General features: G+C 44.2%; 20 protein-coding genes, 1 tRNA gene and 3 pseudogenes. 8 read left to right on the top strand and 16 right to left on the bottom strand.

Translation table 11 applies throughout. The features are described from left to right. The first annotated feature begins 98 nt into the window (after window positions 1-98). From JCM16418_RS02160 to JCM16418_RS02150, 3 genes are all read left to right on the top strand, one after another. A complete protein-coding gene (locus JCM16418_RS02160) occupies window positions 99-1,799 on the top strand; it encodes a DEAD/DEAH box helicase (RefSeq protein WP_081765307.1) in 1,701 nt (566 codons plus the stop codon). Continuing rightward, a complete protein-coding gene (locus tag JCM16418_RS02155; protein WP_036645631.1) occupies window positions 1,799-2,764 on the top strand; it encodes a YqhG family protein in 966 nt (321 codons plus the stop codon). Before JCM16418_RS02160 ends, JCM16418_RS02155 begins: the two co-directional genes overlap by 1 nt. Before the next feature lie 137 nt (window positions 2,765-2,901). After that, a complete protein-coding gene (locus JCM16418_RS02150; RefSeq protein ID WP_036645629.1) occupies window positions 2,902-3,906 on the top strand; it encodes a hypothetical protein in 1,005 nt (334 codons plus the stop codon). A 112-nt stretch (window positions 3,907-4,018) separates the two neighbouring features. Here the strand turns inward: JCM16418_RS02150 and JCM16418_RS02145 are convergent, their stop codons facing one another. Beyond that, window positions 4,019-4,246 (bottom strand): YqzE family protein, encoded by a 228-nt coding sequence (locus JCM16418_RS02145; RefSeq protein ID WP_036645626.1) that lies wholly within the window; start codon window positions 4,244-4,246, stop codon window positions 4,019-4,021. Between the two features lie 157 nt (window positions 4,247-4,403). Here JCM16418_RS02145 and JCM16418_RS02140 point away from each other — a divergent pair, with 157 nt between their 5' ends. Further along, window positions 4,404-5,138 carry an N-acetylmuramoyl-L-alanine amidase gene (locus JCM16418_RS02140; RefSeq protein ID WP_036645623.1) on the top strand — a complete coding sequence of 245 codons (735 nt, stop codon included), beginning with the start codon at window positions 4,404-4,406 and terminating at the stop codon, window positions 5,136-5,138. 78 nt (window positions 5,139-5,216) lie between these two features. On the opposite strand, the gene JCM16418_RS02135 is transcribed toward JCM16418_RS02140, so the two are convergent. Next, window positions 5,217-6,026 carry a divergent polysaccharide deacetylase family protein gene (locus tag JCM16418_RS02135; RefSeq protein WP_052019990.1) on the bottom strand — a complete coding sequence of 270 codons (810 nt, stop codon included), beginning with the start codon at window positions 6,024-6,026 and terminating at the stop codon, window positions 5,217-5,219. Window positions 6,027-6,201: 175 nt separating this feature from the next. Next, window positions 6,202-6,285: transfer RNA gene (locus tag JCM16418_RS02130), tRNA-Leu, on the bottom strand. Window positions 6,286-6,475: 190 nt separating this feature from the next. Here JCM16418_RS02130 and JCM16418_RS02125 point away from each other — a divergent pair. Then, window positions 6,476-6,892 carry a YhjD family protein gene (locus tag JCM16418_RS02125; protein WP_036645621.1) on the top strand — a complete coding sequence of 139 codons (417 nt, stop codon included), beginning with the start codon at window positions 6,476-6,478 and terminating at the stop codon, window positions 6,890-6,892. Window positions 6,893-6,961: 69 nt separating this feature from the next. Here JCM16418_RS02125 and JCM16418_RS02120 read toward each other — a convergent pair whose 3' ends face one another. The 5 genes from JCM16418_RS02120 to JCM16418_RS02100 all read right to left on the bottom strand — a co-directional run bounded on the left by JCM16418_RS02120 (window position 6,962) and on the right by JCM16418_RS02100 (window position 9,421). Continuing rightward, on the bottom strand, window positions 6,962-7,291 hold the full coding sequence (locus tag JCM16418_RS02120) for a carboxymuconolactone decarboxylase family protein (RefSeq protein WP_036645620.1): 330 nt from the start codon (window positions 7,289-7,291) through the stop codon (window positions 6,962-6,964). An 86-nt stretch (window positions 7,292-7,377) separates the two neighbouring features. Beyond that, window positions 7,378-7,599 (bottom strand): hypothetical protein, encoded by a 222-nt coding sequence (locus JCM16418_RS02115; RefSeq protein ID WP_036645618.1) that lies wholly within the window; start codon window positions 7,597-7,599, stop codon window positions 7,378-7,380. A 123-nt stretch (window positions 7,600-7,722) separates the two neighbouring features. Then, window positions 7,723-8,052, bottom strand: coding sequence for a hypothetical protein (locus tag JCM16418_RS02110; protein WP_036645616.1), 330 nt, complete (start codon window positions 8,050-8,052; stop codon window positions 7,723-7,725). Window positions 8,053-8,144: 92 nt separating this feature from the next. Continuing rightward, window positions 8,145-8,723, bottom strand: coding sequence for a xanthine phosphoribosyltransferase (locus JCM16418_RS02105; protein WP_036645615.1), 579 nt, complete (start codon window positions 8,721-8,723; stop codon window positions 8,145-8,147). 98 nt (window positions 8,724-8,821) lie between these two features. Further along, on the bottom strand, window positions 8,822-9,421 hold the full coding sequence (locus JCM16418_RS02100; protein WP_036645613.1) for a DedA family protein: 600 nt from the start codon (window positions 9,419-9,421) through the stop codon (window positions 8,822-8,824). A 173-nt stretch (window positions 9,422-9,594) separates the two neighbouring features. Between JCM16418_RS02100 and JCM16418_RS02095 the strand changes: the two genes are divergently transcribed. Continuing rightward, the gene (locus JCM16418_RS02095; RefSeq protein ID WP_036645612.1) at window positions 9,595-10,623 is read left to right on the top strand and encodes a YkvI family membrane protein; all 1,029 of its coding nucleotides are present in this window, start codon (window positions 9,595-9,597) and stop codon (window positions 10,621-10,623) included. Here JCM16418_RS02095 and JCM16418_RS02090 read toward each other — a convergent pair. The 4 genes and pseudogenes from JCM16418_RS02090 to JCM16418_RS02080 form a co-directional block, all read right to left on the bottom strand. Next, window positions 10,610-13,771, bottom strand: a complete 3,162-nt coding sequence (locus JCM16418_RS02090) for an AAA family ATPase (RefSeq protein WP_036645610.1) — start codon at window positions 13,769-13,771, stop codon at window positions 10,610-10,612. The genes JCM16418_RS02095 and JCM16418_RS02090 overlap by 14 nt on opposite strands. Beyond that, window positions 13,768-14,403, bottom strand: a complete 636-nt coding sequence (locus JCM16418_RS25555; protein ID WP_052019989.1) for a hypothetical protein — start codon at window positions 14,401-14,403, stop codon at window positions 13,768-13,770. Before JCM16418_RS25555 ends, JCM16418_RS02090 begins: the two co-directional genes overlap by 4 nt. 47 nt (window positions 14,404-14,450) lie before the next feature. Further along, window positions 14,451-15,017, bottom strand: a complete 567-nt coding sequence (locus tag JCM16418_RS25550) for a metallophosphoesterase family protein (protein ID WP_242403698.1) — start codon at window positions 15,015-15,017, stop codon at window positions 14,451-14,453. Between the two features lie 96 nt (window positions 15,018-15,113). After that, window positions 15,114-16,214 (bottom strand): annotated as a pseudogene (locus JCM16418_RS02080) (glycosyltransferase family 4 protein); the annotation flags it as partial. A gap of 113 nt (window positions 16,215-16,327) precedes the next feature. On the opposite strand from JCM16418_RS02080, the pseudogene JCM16418_RS26220 reads away from it, so the two are divergent. After that, a pseudogene (locus tag JCM16418_RS26220) lies at window positions 16,328-17,481 on the top strand (sensor domain-containing diguanylate cyclase). Window positions 17,482-17,538: 57 nt separating this feature from the next. After that, window positions 17,539-18,906 carry an RsmB/NOP family class I SAM-dependent RNA methyltransferase gene (locus JCM16418_RS02070; protein ID WP_036645608.1) on the top strand — a complete coding sequence of 456 codons (1,368 nt, stop codon included), beginning with the start codon at window positions 17,539-17,541 and terminating at the stop codon, window positions 18,904-18,906. Between the two features lie 75 nt (window positions 18,907-18,981). On the opposite strand, the gene JCM16418_RS02065 is transcribed toward JCM16418_RS02070, so the two are convergent. The 4 genes and pseudogenes from JCM16418_RS02065 to yjbM all read right to left on the bottom strand — a co-directional run bounded on the left by JCM16418_RS02065 (window position 18,982) and on the right by yjbM (window position 23,233). Next, window positions 18,982-19,782 carry a Cof-type HAD-IIB family hydrolase gene (locus JCM16418_RS02065; protein ID WP_036645606.1) on the bottom strand — a complete coding sequence of 267 codons (801 nt, stop codon included), beginning with the start codon at window positions 19,780-19,782 and terminating at the stop codon, window positions 18,982-18,984. Window positions 19,783-19,861: 79 nt separating this feature from the next. Further along, window positions 19,862-20,661, bottom strand: a pseudogene (locus tag JCM16418_RS02060) (pseudouridine synthase). A gap of 14 nt (window positions 20,662-20,675) precedes the next feature. After that, entirely contained in the window at window positions 20,676-22,268 is a 1,593-nt protein-coding gene (locus JCM16418_RS02055; protein WP_036645604.1) for an RsmB/NOP family class I SAM-dependent RNA methyltransferase, read from the bottom strand. Window positions 22,269-22,414: 146 nt separating this feature from the next. Continuing rightward, a complete protein-coding gene (gene yjbM, locus JCM16418_RS02050; protein WP_036645602.1) occupies window positions 22,415-23,233 on the bottom strand; it encodes a GTP diphosphokinase in 819 nt (272 codons plus the stop codon). Window positions 23,234-23,257: the final 24 nt, after the last annotated feature.

Genomic DNA, 23,257 nt, shown 5'->3' with positions numbered 1-23,257 from the left:
ATACCATAAATCATACAAGGAGGATACACCGTTTGAACATTCCACGAACCGGCGGAAATAACATTTCAGGAGTCCCGGAGCTTCCGGTTCCCGTGCATATGGATCGCACATGGTTAGAGCAATTAGACAACCGCCTTAGCAAAGGCGGACCTTGGGGTGATTGGAAGCTCTGTCAGCTAGCCGTACAAGGCGAAGAGGCAAGTTTAGTGACAAGCTTTGACGAGCTGCAATGCTTGAAGCATCTCAATGATCTATCTCCTCTACCTCATCAAATCGACACTGCACGTAAAGTCCTGTTTGGTATGTCTGGCAGAGCTATATTAGCAGACGAGGTAGGGCTTGGGAAAACAATAGAGGCAGGCCTTATTCTGAAAGAATATATGATACGTGGCCTGGTATCCAAGGTCCTTATCCTTGTACCCGCCTCCCTTGTTCTACAATGGGTCCGTGAGCTCAACAGCAAATTCGGAATCCCCGCTGTCGCCCAGAAAAAAGCTTATTCATGGCATTCCGATGTCGTGGTTGCTTCAATCGATACCGCTAAACGTGATCCTCATCGGGAGACATTGCTTGAGCAAGAATATGACATGCTGATTATTGATGAAGCACATAAACTCAAGAATAAGAAGACAACCAACTATCAGTTCATTCAGAAGCTTCATAAGAAATATTGCTTACTGCTGACAGCTACTCCCGTACAGAACAACTTAAGTGAGCTGTTTAATCTCATTACGCTGCTGAAGCCAGGGCAGCTCGGAAGACAGGGTGATTTCGCTGCGAATTATGTTGTAGATAAACGACAAGCAAAGAATTCGGAGCTACTCAAAACGGAACTAGCCAAGGTTATGATTCGTAACCGACGCGGCGAAGGGCCTGTTAATTTCACCAAACGAACCGTCCGCAATGTCAGTTTACAACTCTCGGATGAAGAACAAGCTTTATATGATGGCGTGACCTCTTTTGTTAAAGACCAATATAAGGCCGCTGGTGGGAATTTAAGTAGCATGCTCTCTCTTGTTACCCTTCAGCGCGAGGTGTGTAGTAGCCGAGACGCTGTGTTCCTTACGCTCGTTAATTTGTCTAAAAAGATTCCAGACGAATCACCGCTAACAGCGAAAATTTGGGAACTCGTGACGGCCATCAAAGCGATTAAAGCGAATACTAAAGCTGAGAAGACCATGGAACTGATCCAAAGTATGAACGACAAGGTCATCGTATTCACAGAATACAGAGCGACACAGGAATATCTGCTGCAATATTTTCAAAAGCATGGTCTCTCCTGTGTTCCATACCGGGGAGGGATGAATCGTGGCAAGAAGGATTGGATGATGGACTTGTTCCGCGGTCGTGCTCAAGTGATGATTGCTACCGAAGCAGGGGGCGAAGGGATTAATCTTCAATTTTGTCATCACATGATCAATTTCGATTTACCTTGGAATCCAATGCGTGTCGAACAACGAATTGGCCGCGTACATCGATTAGGTCAACAGAATGATGTCAAAATATATAATCTATCGACGACAGGTACAATTGAAGAACATATTCTTAACTTACTGCATGAGAAGATCAATATGTTTGAGTCCGTTATTGGTGGACTTGATGTCATTTTGGAACGTTTTGAGAAAAAGGAATCACTGGAAAAAAGTTTATATAAACTATTTCTCGAATCCGAATCAGACGATGAAATCCGGAATAAAGTCAGCACTCTAGGTCAATCGCTTGATCATATCAAACGTCAAGTTGAAGTTGACTATGTTGATGTTGAACCGGACCCTATTGTGAGGAAGGAGGAAGCCTGATGAGCTTAACTGTAGAGCAAGTTCAACAACAAATCATGACCTACTTAGAGGCAACCGAATGCAATATTATTGAAAAGTCGCCATATCACGTCACCGTCAAACTTTCACCACAAGCCGATCGTCAATTAACCAATCGCCCGTATTATTGGGGTTTTGTTGATCGTACGGGTGTGGACCCAGAGACGCTGTCTTTTACATTTGTGTTCGAGCCAGATAAATATGCATCGATAGATCATCATTCGCTTCATTCGGCTAGTTTGGCTAATACAGCTAATGCGGCCACTCATCCTCCACAGCAAGACAGTATCCTGTCACGATATTTTGGATTCGTACCCCCTGTGAATCGTGTCGGTCCGGGTAGAATACCGCGTGAAGATGTTACGTATGGAAGTAGTCGCTTGCAGCAAATATGGGCGGCCGCTCGCCAAGAAGGAGCATGTGTTTATTTATTTGAACAGACGTCGCCACTCCAGAGGGATACGATATTTTCGGCTGCATATGAGCCTTGGCTGGGTGTATGCTTCAAGGTCGAAATGGCTTGTGACGTCAAGCGTGAAGAGCTACATTTTTTGGGCATGTCATTAGTCAGTGGTCAAATTGTCACTCATTTCCCTGATCAATTAGCGGGAATCGAACTCAGTCCAAGGTTGCCAGAGAACATCCATGTGATTCCCGCTTCTTACGCCCTACCCGCAGCCGCTCAGGAGTTAGAGACCGAATTACTTACAGAGCTAGCGCTTAGAGATTACAGTTGGGCAGAGGAAGCTAAAGAACGACAAGTAAATGAGCTCGCTGTGCTAGATGTATATTACGAGGATTTGTTGACAGAACAAGACGAAGAGAACCAAATGGCTATCCGTGAACAATATGAGAAAAGACGTCAGGAAATGACTTGGCAGTTCGAGCCAAAAGTGAACATATCCGCCATAACCTGCGGTCTGTTTCACTTAAGATCAACACACTAGGGAGCGTTTGACCTTCATCGCTAAAAGCAGGCAAAAATAACTGTCTATTCACTCCACCTCCGCGACAGCTTGTAACAGCCTTTTTACAGCTTGTCCCATACAATAAGAATAACCACGATTTGAGAAAGGCGGATGGTATGAAACGGACTCAATTCACTCGTCATGCCTTATGGGCTTGCATATTCATTGTATCTGGCGCTATTATGATCCCGGCTACTGCTCAGGCAAAACCAACCGTAAATCAAGCATTCCAGCATACGGGCTCATCAACCAAAAATTATTCCCAGACTAGCAAAGTGCCTGCCCAGCTAGAAAGTTTTTCGGAAAATATTGTCCGTGAACTTTCGCATCAACCCGCATTTGCTAGTTGGGCTAGGGCAAACATCAACTACTATTCACTTGGCCCTGGAACGCATGGTTGGTTCGCAGCAGTCATGCAGAATGAACGTCAGATCGGTTATATGATCATCTCTGCTTCAGAAGATGGAGGATTCATTTTAAGTGAATATGGGGATGAGTCTTCCCTTCCCTACAGCTTCGACTTACTGCATAACCGATTGAAGCAAGAACATCTTATGACTGCTTCCACGACCATACCGAAGAGTCTTGACATTGAAGTACTATACACTCCCCTTCTTCCGGTGTGGAGAGTTACTCCTAAGGGGCAAGAATCGATCTATATCCATGCGATAACAGCCGAAATATTACCTACAGCGGAAGTGAAGATCAATTTATCTTCCATGCCCCTCACTTCATTGAATGCTAAAGGTGTTCAATCCAATAACAATAATCGTTTCTATTTAAATGATTCTTCCTTTGCTTCCAAAGGAAAAGGAGCCAATCATATATACGATCCTTATAACAACATGCTCTGGCTTACAGCACCCAAACTAGAAATTCGCACAAATTCTGATTTTAAGGCTGCCATGAAGGATGCTCAGGAAAATTTGGTCTTCCTTTCTCCTCATCATAATGCAGCATATGGTGCTCCTTTTGCGATTTCAGGTTTACAAAGCTGGTCCACGACTCAGGGAAACGAGGATACCGTATATGCAGCTACGGGGGCAAAAGGAAAGCGCTTCGTTCCCTTGTCATTACTTGTGGATCGCGGTGAATTTAGAAGTCCAATGGTAAAGCCTTAAATGTAGCCAAGCCCATACCATGCATACATAAAAAAAGGTTGAACAGATTTAAATATCTGCTCAACCTTTTTATGTGTTCATCTAATCCATGAATACATCTGCAACTATGGCCTCATCGGCCATCACGCAAAGTGACATGGTGTTTGTGTGTAAGATCTTCAGAAGGATCAAGCTCTTCCCTTGCTCTTTCCTTCCATAAATACAAGCTAAATGGAATCATACCGAACCATTTAACGGACCAAGGCTCTTTTATTTTCGGATGACGTTCTTCTTTCGGGGTTTCAATATATGTCACAACCCGCTCGGTAATGTACTTGACGAGTTCATCTCCACTGGACATCTGTGATCCCTCCAATTTTGATCCAATATCATCTCTTGGGAATAGCATGTGCAAATTTCATTACTTTTAAACAAGTTATAATATCACGCATGATTTACTGCATTTTGCACATTATAACCTCATCTACCAATTCTTGATAAAGAAAGGGACTTCATGTATGAACCATCTTCAACAGCTTACGCAAAAATACAATCAAATATGGAGAGTCCTAGCTTGTTTACTTATTGCCTCATTAAGCATACCTTCTATGACAATGGCGCAATCTTCCGAGTCATTGCCGAAGGAACAAGTTGCCCACCATCCAGCATTCCCACGTGAGGTCATTCTGGTTGACGCTGGTCATGGCGGTATTGATGGAGGTACTTCTTTTCAAGATATACTCGAAAAAAATATTAATCTTGCTATCGCTAAGAAGTTGTTTGTACTTCTACGGAAACAAGGATATTACGCAGTCCTGAACCGCACAGGTGACTATGCCCTTAGTGACGAGAATCAATGGCTGCGCAGTTCATCTAGACATCTAAGGGATCTTGCTCAGCGTAAAGAACTTAGCCAGCAAATTCCGACCCTGATCGTTGTGAGCCTGCATGTCAATTGGGGACGTAATCCTTCCAAAGGCGGAGCGCTTGTCCTACACCAGAATGAAGGTCGTAGCGTTCTACTCGCAAGCGCAATTCAAGATCATTTGAATCCCCTCTATCCAACTCGGGGCACCATTAAGCTTGGCAACCCATTTTATTTGCTTAATCAAGTCGCTGATCCAGCCGTCATTGTCGAAACTGGATTTATCAGTAATGCGCATGACCGCCAATTACTTTGTGATCAGCGCGGCCAGCTTGCTATTGCAGAATCCATAGCTGCTGGCATTAATTACTTTTTGACGGCAATATAGGTGCAGGGTCCCAGCCCCATACTTCTTTAACCATATCGCCGATGCCAACAAAATTGACATTGTTCTGCATTCCACTGGTTACGCGGCTCTTGATGCTTCAGCTGTCTTCTTACCCTGAACGCCCACATGACCAATTGTGATGCAGTTCTGATGTTCATTCGCCCAAGCTTCCACGAGCTGCATCTGTTTGCTAATATGACTACTTGTATGTTGATCATCAAGAAATATATGATTTGCTACAGGTGGCATGCCCATTTTGACGGCAAGTTTGCCAACAACGGAGCGGTAGTTTGTTTTACTATCCACAAAAAACAGTCCACGCTCGCGGCATACTTCCAGCACAATCGACATGATCCTTTCGTCACCTGTAATTTTGGAACCCATGTGGTTGTTCATCCCGATTGCATAAGGAATTTGATCAATGGCGTCCTCCACCCGCTTCCGAACCTCAGCATCACTCATGTTAGCCGTAATCGCACCTGGGCCTAACCATTTGGGATTACCCTGTTTCGGTTCCATGGGCATGTGCACAATGACATCAAAGCCTTTTTTGTGAGCTGCTTCTGCATCTTTACGGCTTGTAGGTAAAAAGGGCATCACGGCTGCTGTCAGCTTAACAGGCATCGCTAGCATTTCTTCTGTTCCACCTTGTCCGTTTCCGAAATCATCTATAATGATGGCCACTCTGCGTTTCATGTCCTTATTTTCGGATTCTTTAAGGGAAGGAATCGTTTTCCCCACTGCATGTTCATCAGCTTGTTCTGCTTGATCCATGGTAGCATTCGCTGATGCATGTGGGAGAGATACGGTTGAACATATAATCAGAAGCGCTGGTACGCCAACGCGCATACAACGATATACCCTTCGTAACGTTTCATTGAGATCCATATGACTGCCTCCTATACTCCATTTGTATAATCTCATTGTTTGAGTAAGCAGACTTAAATATGTATGAAGTCCAAATTAGGCGCAATTTGCATATATATTTTGATGCTGATCCAAATATAAAAAGGTTTGTACATTGCTACAAAGCAATGTACAAACCTTTTTATTATAAAGCTGATGCGGTCAAGAGGACTCGAACCTCCACGATATTGCTACCACTGGCACCTGAAGCCAGCGCGTCTGCCAATTCCGCCATGACCGCATATTTCTAATGTCCTTACCTAAGTAATCTTCTGTAGCGACAGAAATTATCATATCATAAATGCACCATACTAGTCAATAAAAGCTTTATCTTCTACAATGACTAACTGACAATAATTTTCATTGATTAAAAAGCGGATTACAGGTTAAAATAAGAACATAAGTTCGTATATGGGATGGTGAGACATCAAATGGCAACGCCAGGTATTACACAAGAAGAATTGTCTCTAATTAAGAGTTACTTATTGCTGTTATTTATTCAGAAAGTATTTGAACGGGATCTACGAATTATGCAGGAGAGTGGCGTATTTAAATCACCCGAATTATACACGGAACTAATTACGAATGGTGATATGCAAGCATCGATGTTACTCTCCGAAGTAAAGCGCGAGTTTAAGACTAGCCAAATCAAAGTATTTCGTATTGATCAAGATGAACACGGCGTCGAGGCTGAATATGTATGTAGAGGCTATACCGGTGAGATGGACATATTATGGTCTGCTATTCGTAATGAAATGCTCGTACGCATGCGTGCCTATCTGGGTTTAACTCCCGTATCCCAACTGCTGGGATCGGTTTCTCATCAACATTCTGTTCAGACCCATTAACATGTATGAAGATAAGAAAGCCGCCAGTCTATATCACAAGGAATGTGATATAGACTGGCGGCTTGTACATTATTGTAGTGATTTCTGCACTCTCGTCACACCTTGCGACAGCGCATGGCCTGCGCCAACGGCACCCGCTACAGCCACGGTCTCCATAATTTCGCTGTCCGTCGCTCCTTTAGAACGTGCCTCCTGTGTATGATAGAAGGTACACACCTCATTATTGGTGAATAAGCTTATGCCCAGTGCCACTAACTGTTTCGTCTTACTATCTAGGGCACCTTCTTCAAAACACTGACCTGTAAATTGATGATACGATGCAGCCACATCCGGCAATGTTTCTCCAAGCTGCGTGATTTCATTTTTATAGGCCTGTATCTTATCATTCATGAGTTCCATAAGGCGACAATCCTCTCATTATTGGAAGTAGAACACACTGCGTTAATTCTACTTTGTCCCAATTTACGAAAAGTATGTCCTGCTCTCTATTGCAATTCCAGCGGACTGATCCGCGGTTGTTCAGCAGACTGGTATGAATATTGACGACCCAGCTTAACCACCTTACGGTTTTTACGCCGAATCAGCACCTGCTCTCCGTCCCATGCCACCACAATTCCGATAACATCATTTGTATCTATACCATCGCGTACCACTCTAACCTGCTCACCCGATACACGGAATGCGTTCAATTCCTCATCACTAATCATAAACATGCTCCTCCTTATTACAAAAAAAGACCTAAATGAAAACATTTAGGTCTTATCCTATTTAAGCTAATGATTGCTCCATGTAGTCTTTCATATGAGATCCATACGATTAACATTTAACGTTTAAAGTTGTGCATGTTCTTTGCTATCATTCTTCTCAAACCAGAAATCCAGCACTTTCGACGACATCACTCGTTGCTGCACGTACTCTACCTGATGAGGGGTAAACATTTCCTTCCATGAGAAGGTAAGCTCATCGCACATGCCCACAATGGTCAATAGCTCTGACCAGGCCACATAACGTTTGTACCAGAAAAACTGAGGATGCTCAATCATATAGGGATATAGATCATCAAACTCCGTATGTTTACAATCCAGTGCCCGTTCGAAATGATCCTTTGCTTTAGCCAATTTATTGATAAAATACTGTTCGGTTACCGGTTCTTTTCCCACTGTGTTGCCTCCCCTCTGTTCTACCTATACCTTATATTATAAGGCAAAAATTCGCTACTGGAAAGGAATTGTTTAAAATTGGACATCCCAATTTATAAAGATTCCCCAAAAGTAATGACTCCACCTTCTAGCGATTCGATGCGTACAAGTGATTCTAGAGTAATACCTTGTTCACGAATCGTGCGAGCCCCCGCTTGGAAACATTTTTCCACCACTACTCCAAGACCAACCAACTCCGCACCAGAGCGTTCGATGATCTTAATTAATCCACGGGCAGCATCGCCATTAGCAATAATATCGTCGATAAACAATACGCGATCATTCTCTTTAATATATTTCCGAGACATCATAATGTCTGTAACAATCCCTTTTGTAAAAGAAGGCACACGTTCACAAAGCGCATCTGGATCAGCAAGCAAAGTCTTTTTACGGCGAGCAAATACAAGAGGTACTCCGAGTTCATATGCCGTAGCAAAAGCTACTGCGATCCCAGATGATTCTACCGTGATAACCCTTGTAACTCCAGCTTCGGCAAAACGGGCAGCAAACTCGCGTCCCATTTCCATCGTCAGCTGTGGATCTACCTGATGATTAAGTAGTCCGTCCAAGTTAAGCACTTGATCTGATATAACCTTACCTTCATTTAAAATTCGTTGTTTTAATGTTTCCATACCCTAACCCCCATGCCAATCTATTGACGTAAAAGTAACATATTTACGGTTTATTCATCAACATAATTCAACATAACGATGCTAAACGGATGACTTTCTTATGAAATCGATCGCTTTTTCCACCAAACCATTCCAGCCGAGACGACTGCAATCAATCCGACGATAATAATTCCTATTCGTATGGTCGAATGTCGGAAGAGAACCATCATTTCACCCCAATGATAGCCGGCGGCATGTCCAATAAGCAGAAAGGTCGTGCACCATAGAAGCGCTCCAGTAGCTGCATAGACAAGGAATTGTTTAATTGAAAGCTTGGCGACTCCTGCCATATAAGAAGATAAGTGCCGCACACCGGGCACGAAATAACCTAACACAATACTCCAGGAACCGTAGCGTTTGAACCAGACTTCCGTCGAATCTATACGCTTAGGTGTAATCCAAATCCACTTACCATAACGATGTAACAGTGGTTTACCCACGATTCGCCCAAGCATATAACTGATCATCATACCTGTCATGCTACCTAGAAATGTCACCGTAAGTGCACCCGCAAAATGAAATTGCCCTTGTGCTGTCATACCACCAAAAGTAACCATTAAGGTTTCATCTGGAACAGGTATCCCAAGAACGCCCAGAGCGAGCAGTATATACATGGCAAGATAGCCATACTGAGTCAAAAAAGATAGGATTTCTGTCATTCCTTACCTCGCTTCTGTAGCAACTCTACCGCATCCTCTGAGTAACGAATGATCAGCGTAATCAAGCTTACATCATAAGAATGGACATGTTGCAGTCATGTCCTACTGAACACCATCATAACCTGTACTATGCAGGCTAGACAATAGTGCTGCTTTAAAGCAGGGAGGATCATATGAAGAATTTTATTCGTGTTTTACAAATCGCCTTCACCTACATCGGAACCGTTGTAGGTGCGGGGTTTGCCACCGGCCAAGAAATCCTCCAGTTTTTTACCCAATACGGTAAATGGGCTACACTCACCATTTTTTTAGCTACTGCCATGTTTATATGGCTTGGCACCAAAATGATGATGATGTCACGGCGTATCTCCGCGAGATCCTATGAAGACTTGAATAAACATCTATTCGGTCCAAAAGCCGGGGGGTATATCAGCATTATTATGCTATTTATTCTCATCGGGGTGAATAGTATCATGCTAGCCGGAGCCGGATCTGTATTCATGGAACATTTGAATTTACATTATCAAACTGGACTCATTCTCACGATAATCGGAACTTATTTTCTATTAAACCGCGGTATGAATGCCATCATGAATATGAACAGCATTGTCGTACCCATGATGCTTACTTTATCCGTACTTATTGTCGTGAGCACGGTGCATTTACCGAATGCCAATCGCTTTCTAACCTTAACAACAGATCACCATATGTTTGCTGTATGGCTCGCCCCTCTGCTCTACACCGCTTTTAATCTCGTGATGGCTCAAGCAGTTCTCGTTCCACTCGGTAGCAAAACCGAGAGTATTCAAGTCGTCAAATGGGGAGGAATACTTGGCGGAATTGGCGTCGGATTCATGCTGCTGGCAGCACATATTGCTTTGTCTGCACAAATGCCAGGCATCCTCCAGTTTGAAATACCGATGGGGAGCATTGCCTTTCAGCTTGGCGCTATCGTGCAGATTATTTACATTGTTCTTATTTTCATGGAAATCTTCACGACGTTTGTAGCTGATATTTATGGTGTTACCCTTCAACTTCAGCAGCGCCTCTCACTATCACCTAAACTCATATCTATCATTGTGATGATGATCTGTTATATGCTTAGTCAAATCGGGTTTAGCTCCCTATTATCTGTTCTCTATCCCTTATTCGGCTGCCTCAGTATGCTCTGGGCCATTAAGTTAATATTTAAATCGAAATAATTTGAGCCTGAGGTATCAACTTCCCAACATGATCCAACACATATCTGTGACAAGTTAACAGGATAACCTGCCGCTTTGATGAAGATTCTCCAAGTAGTGAAAGAGCTGACAGCATCCGTTCTTCATCGAAATTGACAAAAATATCATCAAACAGTAGCGGAATACAGCTACCGGTATTCATGATATCAGCGAGCGCAAATCGCATCGCTAAATACAGTTGCTCTGCCGTTCCACGGCTGAGCAACGCACTATCCGTAAGCCCCAAATCACGGTGCTCAGCCAGTAGCTTTTTCTCACCCAGCTTCATTACGATTCGGATGTATGCCCCTTCGGTTAGACGACTGAAATATTCAGTCGCCAATTTAAGGACTTGCGGCTGCTTCTCTTCCTCGTAAATCCGGCGCGTACGTGCAATAAGTTCCGCAGATAAAGATAGCACGGCATATCTTGCTACCATATCCTTCAATGCTGCACGTTGCTCATCTAATTGTTGCAATGCCGTATCATGCCTGCATAGCTGTTCCAACCGTTCACGCTCTTGTAGGAGTCTTCCTTGCTGCTGTTGAAGATCATTCCAAACTGCCTCTGCTTTGCTCAAGGCTATTCCCGCTTCAGATGTTGCTTCATCTAAGGCTACCTCATCATATTCCGCAAGTATATTCTGAAGAGCCCGCTGACGTTGCACATCCCAACCGCTGAACATTGAGATCTCCCACTCACGGATGCTACGTGTTAGTTCTTCCTTTCGCTCCACTGAAGCTGCACGTCGTAAGAAGGACTCCCCGTCTAGCGCCCCTCCCTGGAACAACAGTTCCTTCATTAGAGCTAATATACGATTGCTTTCATCTTCTAACTGCTTCAATTGAGCTACTACAGGCTCAAGGCTTGAAGACACTAGATCACGCTGACGACGTATTTCCTGTTGTGCTTCTAGCTCCTTCTTCTTTATTTCAATTAAAGCTGACACTCTCAGTCCAGAACTAAGCATTTCATCAGATAATACAGACCTAGCTTCTTGTTCAAAAGTACTGCATTCTTCTGCAAGCATGCTTTTCTTCCGACTACCTTTCTCAAGATGCCCAAAGAGTTCCATCGCCTGTTCAGCTAGCCCGAATAGATCCATTACACGCTCAGGTGATAGATGCAGCGAAAGTCCATGATCTTGCAGCCACTGCTGCCACTGCTCATCTAAACGTTCAAAATTGCATTGTTCTCGTGCCAGGCTATCTTCTACATTCGCCATATCCAGCTTAAGCACTTCAGCACGCTCATAAATAATTTGCGAGTCGCTGCGTAGCTTGTCCATCTTCTCCTGCCATGTTTGCCAGTTCTCCATTAACCTTCGTAATTGTCTGAGGGCTGATTCAATCTCGATGTCACTCACCGAGGCTCCTGAGTTAGACGACTCCAGCGCAGCAGCGATCTGCTCCTCATCTACCATAGAAGCCATTTTCCGAGCCAAAATTCCATCTCGCTCTTGTCCCATTTGACTGCCTTCCTTACGACGTTCGGCCTTCTGATCCTTCGAATTCACCCAAAGTATCGCATCAACAATAATGAACACCGACGCAGCTACACCCGCTCCTAATGGAGATCCTAGAAACCATAGTAGCGCAGGCAATAGTAAAGTGACGACTAAGCTTCCCCATAGCAGCTTTACATACAGATCTCGCATGCGAGTCCGCATATACTTCTCTTGATCGTCTCTCTGCCGATCCGATGATCGGTTTATACGCTCTTCTCGCCAGCGTTCAGCCTCCAGCTGGATTTCATTCCATAATGATGAGACTTCATGCCTATTTCTCGGAATCAGCATCTGAAACTTGCTTGCACCAATTTCAGATGCTTCCTCTACTTGTTTCACGCTTCTTCGATACTCATAATCTGTACCTTCGCATTGCCTTGCTACTTGCTGCCGCTGCGCAGCCAGTGCTTCCATTCGGCGATCATAGCTTGCAAACCCAGCAGCATGTTTACGAACTGCTTCACGCTCCGAGGCAGCTCCCGACAAGCGCTTCAGTTCATTGATACCCCAGTCTGGATTCATTTGACGAAGAAGTCGTTCCAATTGTTGCTCCAGAGCCACAACTTCTAGTCCCATTTCCTGCTTCTCCATCAGTCGAGTTTCATAATACTCACTGCGGCGACTTAACCGCTCAATCTCGCCTGCCATGTCAAGCAATGGATCATTCGTAATAAGCAAATTTAATTTCTCTCGTAGATCCTGTTCGATCCGCTGTAATCTGCGGGTCTCACTTCTAATCCGTTCATTCTCCTCTTGAAGCGACTGCCATCTTCGGTAGCCTTGCTCAGGAAAATTAGTGATGGGAGGTAGAGCTTGACGATCCATTTCTGCTTCTAGCCATTTAAGCCATATTGGACGAATCTCCTGTGCCTTGCGAAAAAGCGTTAGCTTGTATGTATACTCTGCTCTGACTGCTTCCTGTGAAACTAGATGCTCCGCCTTCTCAATCAAGGAAGACGTATTGTCATTGTATAATTTCAAATACGATGTACTCTGTGTAATTTGCCCCTCTAACTGCTCAATCTGCTGTAGTAATTTCGCACTCTCTTGCACCCGACCTCGCGGTTTATATATCTTATCCATATCTTGTAGAAGTTTTCGCTCGGCGCGTACGATATCTGCTCCGCCTCCGATCCCAGCATGAAACAGATAACTATTCATTTCGTCAGACTGCAGCGTTCGTATTTCCTGAAGTTCACTCAAGGAAATGGCAAAGAGCTGCCTGAACATATCTCTCGATACCCCACCAAGCAGCCTGCGCTCCATCTCTTCCTGACTTATCTGTTCAACAATTCCTAGGCTATCTCTTCTGGTAATGGATAATCGTTCCCCACGTGAAGCTGTGCCTTCTTGTCGTTGCGTATATCTGGAAATAACCCACTGCGCTCCTTCATCATCTTTCATCGTAAGCACACCACCATGAGCGCCACCGGACACAGGTTCATACCGTTCAGTCGGATAAGCTCGTCCGGGTATGCCAAACAGCATTGCACGCACGAATTGCAATATCGTACTTTTACCTGCCTCATTGCGCCCACCGATTACGGTCAGCGCTTCACTCAGCACAATGTCCACATCTTTCATTCGGCCAAAGCCATGAATCTGCATTCTCTCGATTCTCATGCCTTCATTCCCCCAACCAAGTCCGGATCAAGCATGAGCATTGCCGCAAGCTCACTAGATCGGTTCAACCATTCGTTGCGTTCCTGTACTCCAATTTCTCCTAGCAATTTACGTAGTGCCTTGTTGCTCATTAATGGTGCCAAAGCCTTCTGCACCAAGTCTTCACCAACATCAGCTTCCAATTCCGCTCGTTCCGCAAGTCGTAACATTTCCCCTAAGAAACTATCTTCTTGAAGCATAGCTGCACGGTTCAATTCCGAACCAGACTGCACGGATATACCTTCTACCCATACAATACCTTTACAATGTCCTAATTCCGCATCTCGAATCGCTCTACGCCGAAGCTCCTGAAGCATTTCATCTGTGAAATGTCCGTTCTCTAACACACGATGCAAACTTCCTCTGCCGATGATTTCGAACCGTATGATACTCATTATCTCCGGCCTAGATAGACGAATTCCATCCATAATTTCCGACAACTTAAGGTTGAAATCCTCTTCATCTTGTATATCATCAATGGAAATCTGCTCACGGAACCAACGCACCTCATCCAGCGAATAAAAGGTAAGCTTCGCGCTATGATTCACGTCTACATCGACGATATAACAACCCTTAGCGCCCGTTTCCTTCATGCTCCGACCCTGAATATTTCCAGGATATACGATACAAGGCGACTCATTCACCGTTTGGCGTTTATGAATATGGCCCAAAGCCCAATATTGATAGCTGTTGCTACTAAATCCTTGGTCGTACAGGGCGAGTATGTCTCATGTGCCGGATCGCCATTGACATTAGCGTGTAGCATTGCAATGTGGAACAAGGATTCTTTATCGGTATCCCTTTTAAAATACGCAGATGTATTCTCAGTTACTTTCGAGGTTGGATAGGAAATCCCGCTGATAACCGCTATGGGTTGTCCATCTGAACGTCGATTGGCTGTGAAACTTCCTACCTTCGGACCAAACACATGCACATGATCCTTATCCTTTGTGCGGATTCGCGGACTATCTAAAGGATCATGATTACCATGGATCAAATACACATGAATATTGACTCTTCCAAGCCGCTCAAGCGCCTCATGAAACCGTAGCTGAGCTTGCAAGGATGAATCCGAAGCATCATAGACATCCCCGCTGATTACGACGAAATCAACCTCTTGATCCACCGCTAGCTGCACCAGATGATCCAGTGCAGCGAAGGTAGACTCACGTAATTGTTGACGAATGCGATCCGATACACCAGGCATACCGGAGAACCGACTATCCAAATGCAGATCAGCTGCATGTATAAAGCGGAATGGAATCATACTATCCCACGCTTTCAGCTTAATATTGTAAGTATATTTTTTGAGTTCATTGACCGATTGGGTCAATGAATATTGGCTTTTAGCCTTATCCCATGCTGTACGAGCGAGATCATAACGGTACATCGGATCTGTAATGACTTTTTCCAATGCTTCGCTAAGAGCCACATAGTCTTCAGCAGGCACCAAAAGTCCGTTAACTCCATCCTCTATCTGTTCAGGGATACCACCAACATCCGTCCCCACAAGAGCTAGACAGCTTAACGCTGCTTCTGCAAATACCGAACCGAATGCCTCTGCACGGGAAGGTAAGACGAATATATCAAAAAAGGGCATGAATTCCTCAGGATGTAACGTATATCCGTAGAAAATCGTTTCATTATATATGCCTAGTTCTTGGGCAAGCATCTCTAATTCCTTGCGGAACGGACCGTCACCAATAATATGAAGCACATAATCATGTCCATCTTTTTTCAGCTCAGCACAAGCCTTAAGGAGAATATCTAATCCTTTGGCCGGAACGAGTCGGCACACCGTAACCAGCTGCGTGACCTCATTTTCATGCGGAACGGGCTTGAAACGTTTTTCATCAAAGCCATTATGAATAACCGTCATTTCTTCTGGGCGAGCTAGAAACGGTGCAAGATAGTCTGCAAAAGAACGTGATACCGTAAGCATGCGCTCACTTTGCATCTCAAGCTCCCGATACAAAGAGACCAGAAACCGATGCTCCAATCCTCCTTCTTCAATTAATCCGTTCAGAATGAGCTCACGCTCATAACTGGAATGCACCGTCTGAATTAGAGGTATATCAGGAAATACTTGTTTCATGGCTAGACCTGCGATAGGATGATGTGCATGAATGAGATCATAGGGTTTCTGAATACGTAGACGCGTCCACCATAAGTAATCTTTATAGGTCTGTATATATTTTAAAACAATCGGACTGTCTTGAAATTCCGTCCAATCAAATGTATCGAATACAACCTCTTCATGACCCTTATTGCGAATCCGTCTAGGAAGCCAGAACAACTCCATATCCCAGCGTGAGGATTGAAAACGCTCTTGCATATTAGGAATCATGGAAGATACACCACCTGGTTGCTCCGGTGGAAAGAAAAGGGCTTGCAGTAGTCTCATGGGGAAGAATCCCCCTTTCTGTATGCTGGTTTTCTTTTCAGAATCTTTGGGATTATGATATATTAGAACATATGTTTCAGTAAAGGAAAAACCTATTACAGGAGCGATTAATCATGCAATCTTCAGCATTCTGGTCGGCACCCGCCATTGCGGGTACCGTAGCTGCCTGTGGTCTGTATATCATACTCATTATGATGTTGATGTGCATTATTATGTACAGTAAGCAGCGGAAGAAAGCCTATCTTTACATGGTGATCACCTTTGTTTTTATTATGACATACGAAGGGCTGAACATCCATTTCGCTTTCAATGTTTCACCTCACGCTACAGACTATCCAGAATGGGCCAGATGGCTGCGTGTCCTGTCATTTTTACTAATGAATGCTTCCATTTATCAGCTGTACAGGCGAATGAATAGGATCGGTTACCTTTTACTGACATCTATGATCTTACTACTATTTATTCCGATTGTGTCCACAGTGCTCCCTTTGGGCGGAACAGGGTGGCAAGATTTGTACCTCGACATATACCAAATAGCCATCGTGTATATTGGGCTTTCTGTCCTAGCTCCTCGGATCGGACAGCGTGGCAAATATGTCGCCGGGATCAGTGTCTATCTCTTCTATATCGTTATTGAAATGATTGCTCGTTACACCCATATGGATGTTAGCTGGCTTCAAGCGGGTAGCCTACTGCTTCCACTTGTATATTATACGGTAGTATTCTTCATCCTGTTCGAACGAATTATAGAACTCATGCAGTCTATATATCGCTCGTCCATTACGGACGGTCTAACCAATTTGTATAACCGCCGATTTTTCACGAAACAATTACAAAAGTATATTGACCAAGGCATCAAAGTATCAGTCATTTTTTGTGACATCGATAATTTTAAGAACCTTAATGATACACAGGGACATGCCAAAGCCGACTTAGTACTCAAGCAAGTTGCAGCAATTATGGAAGAGGAAATATACGGGATGGGCATTACAGGACGTTATGGAGCGAAGAACTTGTCGCGTTGGTCGTTGATAAACGTGCCAAAGTAGGACAAGTAGCCGAGAATATTCGTGCTCGTGTCGAAGGGGAAACCATTGTGACGATGAGCATTGGACACAGCACACTGCGTATGAAAGTCCCACCCGAAGAACTCGTATCTCAGGCGGATCAGGCGATGTACCAATCTAAGACAAGTGGCAAGAATAAAGTTACATCTTACCGCAGTCCATCAACCAATAAGAAACCAGAAGAATCGGTGACATCCTGAAGACAACGGGACAGCATACATAAACACTTACTTAAACACACAAAGGAGCCTTCATCGATGGGTAAAGAACAACTTCCAGAATTATTTCTTGAGCAAATAGAATCTTTGCTTGGACAACAAACCTCATCCTTTCTGGAAAGCTACCAACAGCCGCGTACCTACGGACTGCGCTTTAACGAATTAAAGGCTGCGCTCTCTCCTTCACAAAAGCAGGAGATTATCGATCTTTTCGAGCTAGAGCCAATTCCATGGTGTTCAGAAGGATACTATTACAAGGAAGATGCCCGGCCCGGCAAGCATCCTTATCATACCGCAGGACTTTACTATATTCAGGAGCCTTCTGCGATGTCTGCTGTCGAGCTATTGGACCCTAAACCAGGTGAACGCATACTAGACTTAGCTGCTGCTCCTGGTGGTAAGAGCTCACATATTGCTTCTAAACTGCAGGGCCAAGGCGTGCTGATTTCCAATGAAATTCATCCAGAACGTGCTAAAATACTCGCTGAAAATGTAGAGCGCATGGGGATTACGAATGCTGTTGTAACCTGTGCAGCACCTGATGAACTTGCGAGCAGATTTCCTGCGACGTTTGACCGTATCATGCTAGATGCCCCGTGTTCAGGTGAAGGTATGTTCCGTAAAGATCCGAGAGCGATCACCGAATGGTCTCCGGGATTGGTAGACTTATGTGTTACACGGCAGTTCGATATTCTGGAACAGGCCTACGTCATGCTAAAGCCAGGAGGCACAATCGCGTACTCGACCTGTACATTTAATGTTAAGGAAAATGAGGACATGATGCGTCGTTTCACAGAGAACTTTCCGGATATGGAAATCATTCAGATGAAACGCCTATGGCCGCATCTAGAGCGTGGAGAAGGGCATTTCGTAGCTGTCTTGCATAAGAACGAGGAGCAAACTGAAGAAGATAACTCACGTTCTCGCAAAATACGCGGCCGTAAAGATAAGCGTGGTACGAACTACAAAGCAGAACAAACGGCCCTTCAAGAGCTGGAATCTTGGATACAACAGGAGCTTCCCGGATATACACTCCCTTCCGGTAACCCACTTCTGTTCGGTGAATCATTATATCTACTACCTGGCGGCGAATTGTTACATCAGGATCTTCTGAAAGGTCTCAAAATTCCAAGAGCAGGTCTGCATGCGGCGCAAATGAAGAAGAACCGAATCGAACCAGCCCATGCATTAGCTATGACTTTGCAGTCTGGACAAGCCTCTAGGCAGCTTAATCTGATGCTAGATGATCCCCGTTTGAATGCTTATTTACACGGAGAACTGCTTAACGTCGATGTTTCGCTCCACGGATGGACGCTTGTAAGTGTAAATGGACTTCCACTCGGCTGGGGCAAGGCCAGCAGCGGACAACTGAAGAACCATCTCCCGAAGGGTCTTCGCCTATTTTAAATAAAAAGGAAGCATCTACGTACCTCCTTACAGAGGTGCGTAGATGCTTCCTTTTTTTATATCCATAACATGCTCTTATGACAGGCAATATTTCAGCAATGCTGCATGAACGCCATCTTCATTGTTGGATGCTGTTACTTCATCTGCTGCCGCTTTAACATCTAGTGGGGAGTTATCCATAGCAATCCCCTTGCCGGCATACGTCAGCATCGTAATGTCATTGTAATAGTTACCTAAAGCAAGAACCTCTTCTTGGCGAATCCCTTTGCTCTTAGCGAGATTTTCTAATGCATGACCTTTTGAAGCTTCAGGATTCATCAAATCCACGAAATACTCTCCGCTACGAAGAATGTTAAATTCCGGAGTCCATTTACTAAGCTCCTGATAGATCTCATCCAATTTCTCTGCATAATCGAATAACGTTACTTTTACGATAGGCTCTGAGAATTCATCCATAGAAGGTAAAACGGAAGGAAGCATTAGAAAATTCTCGTACATGCTCCGCACTTCCACCGCTAATCCATCAACACTATCGACATACATATTAAAGGCTGTGTTCACATCGAAATGCACTTTAATTTCACGGAAATAGTTTAGATATGGCGCGATTGCCTTCACGTCAAGCGCAAATTGGTGAACAACCTCGCGTGTATCCGTTTTAACCGTTACGGCCCCATTGTGACTAATGACATAACCTGAAAGGCCCATCTGCTCCATAAAAGGAATGGAGTTTTGGGGTCCTCTACCCGTACACAGTACAATTTCAGCTCCTTGACTGGATACTTCCTTGATCGTTTTCAGCGTTTGTTCACTAATCTCATGTTCATCATTCAGTAACGTGCCATCGACATCCAGTGCAATCAGTTTATAAGTCATATCTCCATCCACCCTTTATATTATTTATGTCTGTATCTTTTTACATCATTGTACATCTCATTTATTTGCTGTGTATTATCTATTTTCCAAGCCGTTGAAGTTCATCTTCTGTAAGTTCTCTATATTCTCCAATCGGAAGCAGCGGGTCAAGTGTGAGTTGTCCCATTTGGACACGCTTTAGATAAATCACTTTCTTGCCAACCGCTTGAAACATCCGCTTCACTTGATGAAATTTGCCTTCATGGATGATGAGGGAAATGTAAGATATCACTTCTTCATCCTGATGCTCTTTCCGTAAAATGGTTAGCTCTCCCGGCAGCGTCTCGTAACCATCATCAAGCACTACACCCTTGGCGAACTTCTCTATATCTTGTTCTGTTACATCACCACTAACCGTTGCCTCATAGGTTTTCGGTACATGGCGCTTAGGAGACAAAAGACTGTGTGAGAGTTGCCCATCATTAGTAAGGATTAACAGTCCTTCCGTGTCTTTGTCCAATCTGCCCACAGGAAACGGTTCAAAGACAAGATGTTCCCGTTTCAAAAGATCCAGAACCGTCTGATCCCGGTTATCTTCCGTAGCAGATACGACACCCGGCGGCTTGTGCAGCATAAGGTAGATGAACTCTCTATAATTGATCTGTTCACCGTCAATGACGATCTCATCATCATGAGGATGGACCTGCATACCGCTGTCTTTCGTACGAATACCGTTTACAGTAATCGCGCCCTGCTTTACCTTCTTCTTAATATGCTACGCGATCCATATCCAAGATGAGTTAACACTTTATCCAGCCGCTGTGTCTGTCTTCCTTTTGGGGATAACTTTGTACTCGGTGCACTTGGTGTACTCAGTGTATTTGCCTCACTCGGCTTCATTTGATCATCCTTACTCATACCGATGTCCACCGCCATCCTGCTGGATATTCATTCTTGAGCATGCCGTCCTGCCATTTAGCCCAGCCAGCGGAATACCCTTCGATACAGATGAGTGCATAGCCCTTAGCCTCTGTTTCAGGCGAACATTGTACACGTTCACGTTCAATATTTAGGGTCTCACCTTTCAAATATTTAACCGCCTCACCCTGCTCAATGCTCAAGTTAATCACACGTTTGAACTCTTGAGGATGAAGTGCGCAAGCAAAGGGATGTCCTGGAATAAAACGCCCGTTCTTGGCCTCACCCATATACCAGCCTGGACGAATGACCTTCAGTCCTTGCAAACGGCTCTCATGTACTGGGGATACATAGATATGATTGCCAAACAGAATCAGATTACCCTGTGGCTTAAAAGTCAGCATTTCTCGCACGAACTGCTCGTATGCAGCAAGCTGATCTCCATCCACCTCTTCGTGTTTCCCTCTTTTTCCTACAGATGCCTTCGACTTCCCCTTACCACCGCTATTAGACATAATCCGTTCATCTCGGCGGTCTTTACCACTTTTATCTCGCTTTGATGCCTCTCGTACCGGAGAGCTTCGCATGTAGAGTGGCTCTGACTCATAAGACGTGCTGTTCTCAGCTCCAACACCGTTATGTTGAAGTACAGCCATGAAATGCCCTTCTCCTTCAACCAAATGAGGCCATAAACGAGCAGTACCTTCAACCTGCTTCCATACATCCTGAGGCACTGTATCTGTTCCAGTTTTTTGTTCCGACTGCTCGTCCACCCAGCTAATTTCACCTTTAGCAAAAGAACCTGTGCCGCCAGTCGGCACCACTTGGAACTCTGAATGTGCCGAAATAAACTCAGCAATCATACCCTCATTCTCTTCTGGAGAAAATGTACATGTAGAATAGACAATTCTTCCACCGGGTTTGAGCATGAATGCCGCAGCACGCAAAATATTCCGCTGCATATCAGCGTATTTGAACGGGGAATCGGTATTCCAAGACTTGACCATATCCTCATCCTTGCGGAACATTCCTTCTCCTGAACAAGGAGCATCAATTAATATTTTATCGAAGAACATAGGAAATCGCTCAGCAATTCGGTCAGGATGCTCATTGAGAACGATCCCATTTCGTACCCCGTATAGCTCTAGATTTTTGGCAAGTGCCTTAGTCCGCTCCGCATTTAAGTCATTACTAACCAACAATCCTTTTCCCTGTAGCTTGGCAGCAATTTGAGTCGACTTACCACCTGGAGCAGCACAAAGATCCAACACGGACTCACCTGGCTGCACATTCAACAATTCCACAGGTGCCATAGCACTTGGCTCCTGAATGTAATACAGCCCTGCATGATAGAATGGATGTTTACCTGGTCTTGCTCCATGTTCGGTATAAAAACCGGTGGGGCACCAAGGAATGGGCCGCAGTGTAAACGGCGTAATGTCCATCATATGCTCTTTGGATATTTTCAACGTATTGACACGCAGGCCGCCGTGAGGGGCTTGATCATACGACTTTATAAAATGGGGGTACTGTTCTTTCAACAGTGATTGCATTCGCTCTTGAAAGATTGTAGGTAGCTGTATAGCCATTTACTAGATCATCCTGTTCTGTGCATTGTATTATCGATTGTTCTATACATTAAGCCTTATTTTATCACATAATCCTGCAAAACTATTGCCTCGGGAATCAAACAGCCCGCTGTCATCCTTACGACAGCGGGCTTATCTCCCCTATGTTAAATTAAAGGATCATCTGGGATCTCCATTATTTTACGACTGGATATCATTTCTTTCACTTCATCAAGAAGTTCTTTCATTGATTCCATGTCATGCTTCTTCCAAATTTCATGGAAACGTGCTTGGAACACCATCGCTTCATTAATCAAATGATAGAAGTACAACTGATGGATCAGCGTCAACACTTGTGAAGTTACGTTTGAGTCATCTTCAAACTGCTTCTGCGATTCTAGAATATCCTCGCGTATTCCCGACATTTCATTATCTAGCACAGAAGCAGCCTCTGCAGCTTTCTTCAGCCGCTTACGTATATTATCAGGGAGACTTTCCCGGTATTTATAGCTCAGAGAGTGTTCAATTGTCGCCCAGAAGTTCATCGCAAGCGTACGAATTTGAATCTCTGCAAGCACAATTTTCTGACCCAAAGCAGTCTGTACTGGATACTCTACAATCATATGAAAGCTACGATAACCGCTTTCCTTATAGTTCGTAATGTAGTCCTTTTCATACAGTAGTTTCAAATCTTTACGCTTGCGGATATATTCAGCCACTCTTCGAATATCCTCTACAAATTGACACATGATGCGGATACCCGCAATATCTTCTATTCCGCTCTCTAGTTGATCCATCGGCACATCCAAACGTTTTGCCTTATCTAGGATGCTTGAAATTCTCTTTACACGCCCAGTTACAAACTCGATTGGTGCATATTCTTCTCTCTTTTTCAGCTCTGAACGCATTGTTTTGAATTTGACTTTAAGTTCCTCCACGGTCTGTTCATACGGCAGTAAGAACAATCCCCAATCCCTTCCGTCCATTCATATGCCTCCTGTCTGTCACCC

Origin of the sequence: Paenibacillus pini JCM 16418 (assembly GCF_000576305.1) — a bacterium.
Lineage (GTDB): Bacteria > Bacillota > Bacilli > Paenibacillales > Paenibacillaceae > Paenibacillus_AQ > Paenibacillus_AQ pini.
The sequence above is the reverse complement of the archived record's forward strand: the minus strand, read 5'-3'. Positions and strand labels throughout refer to the sequence as shown.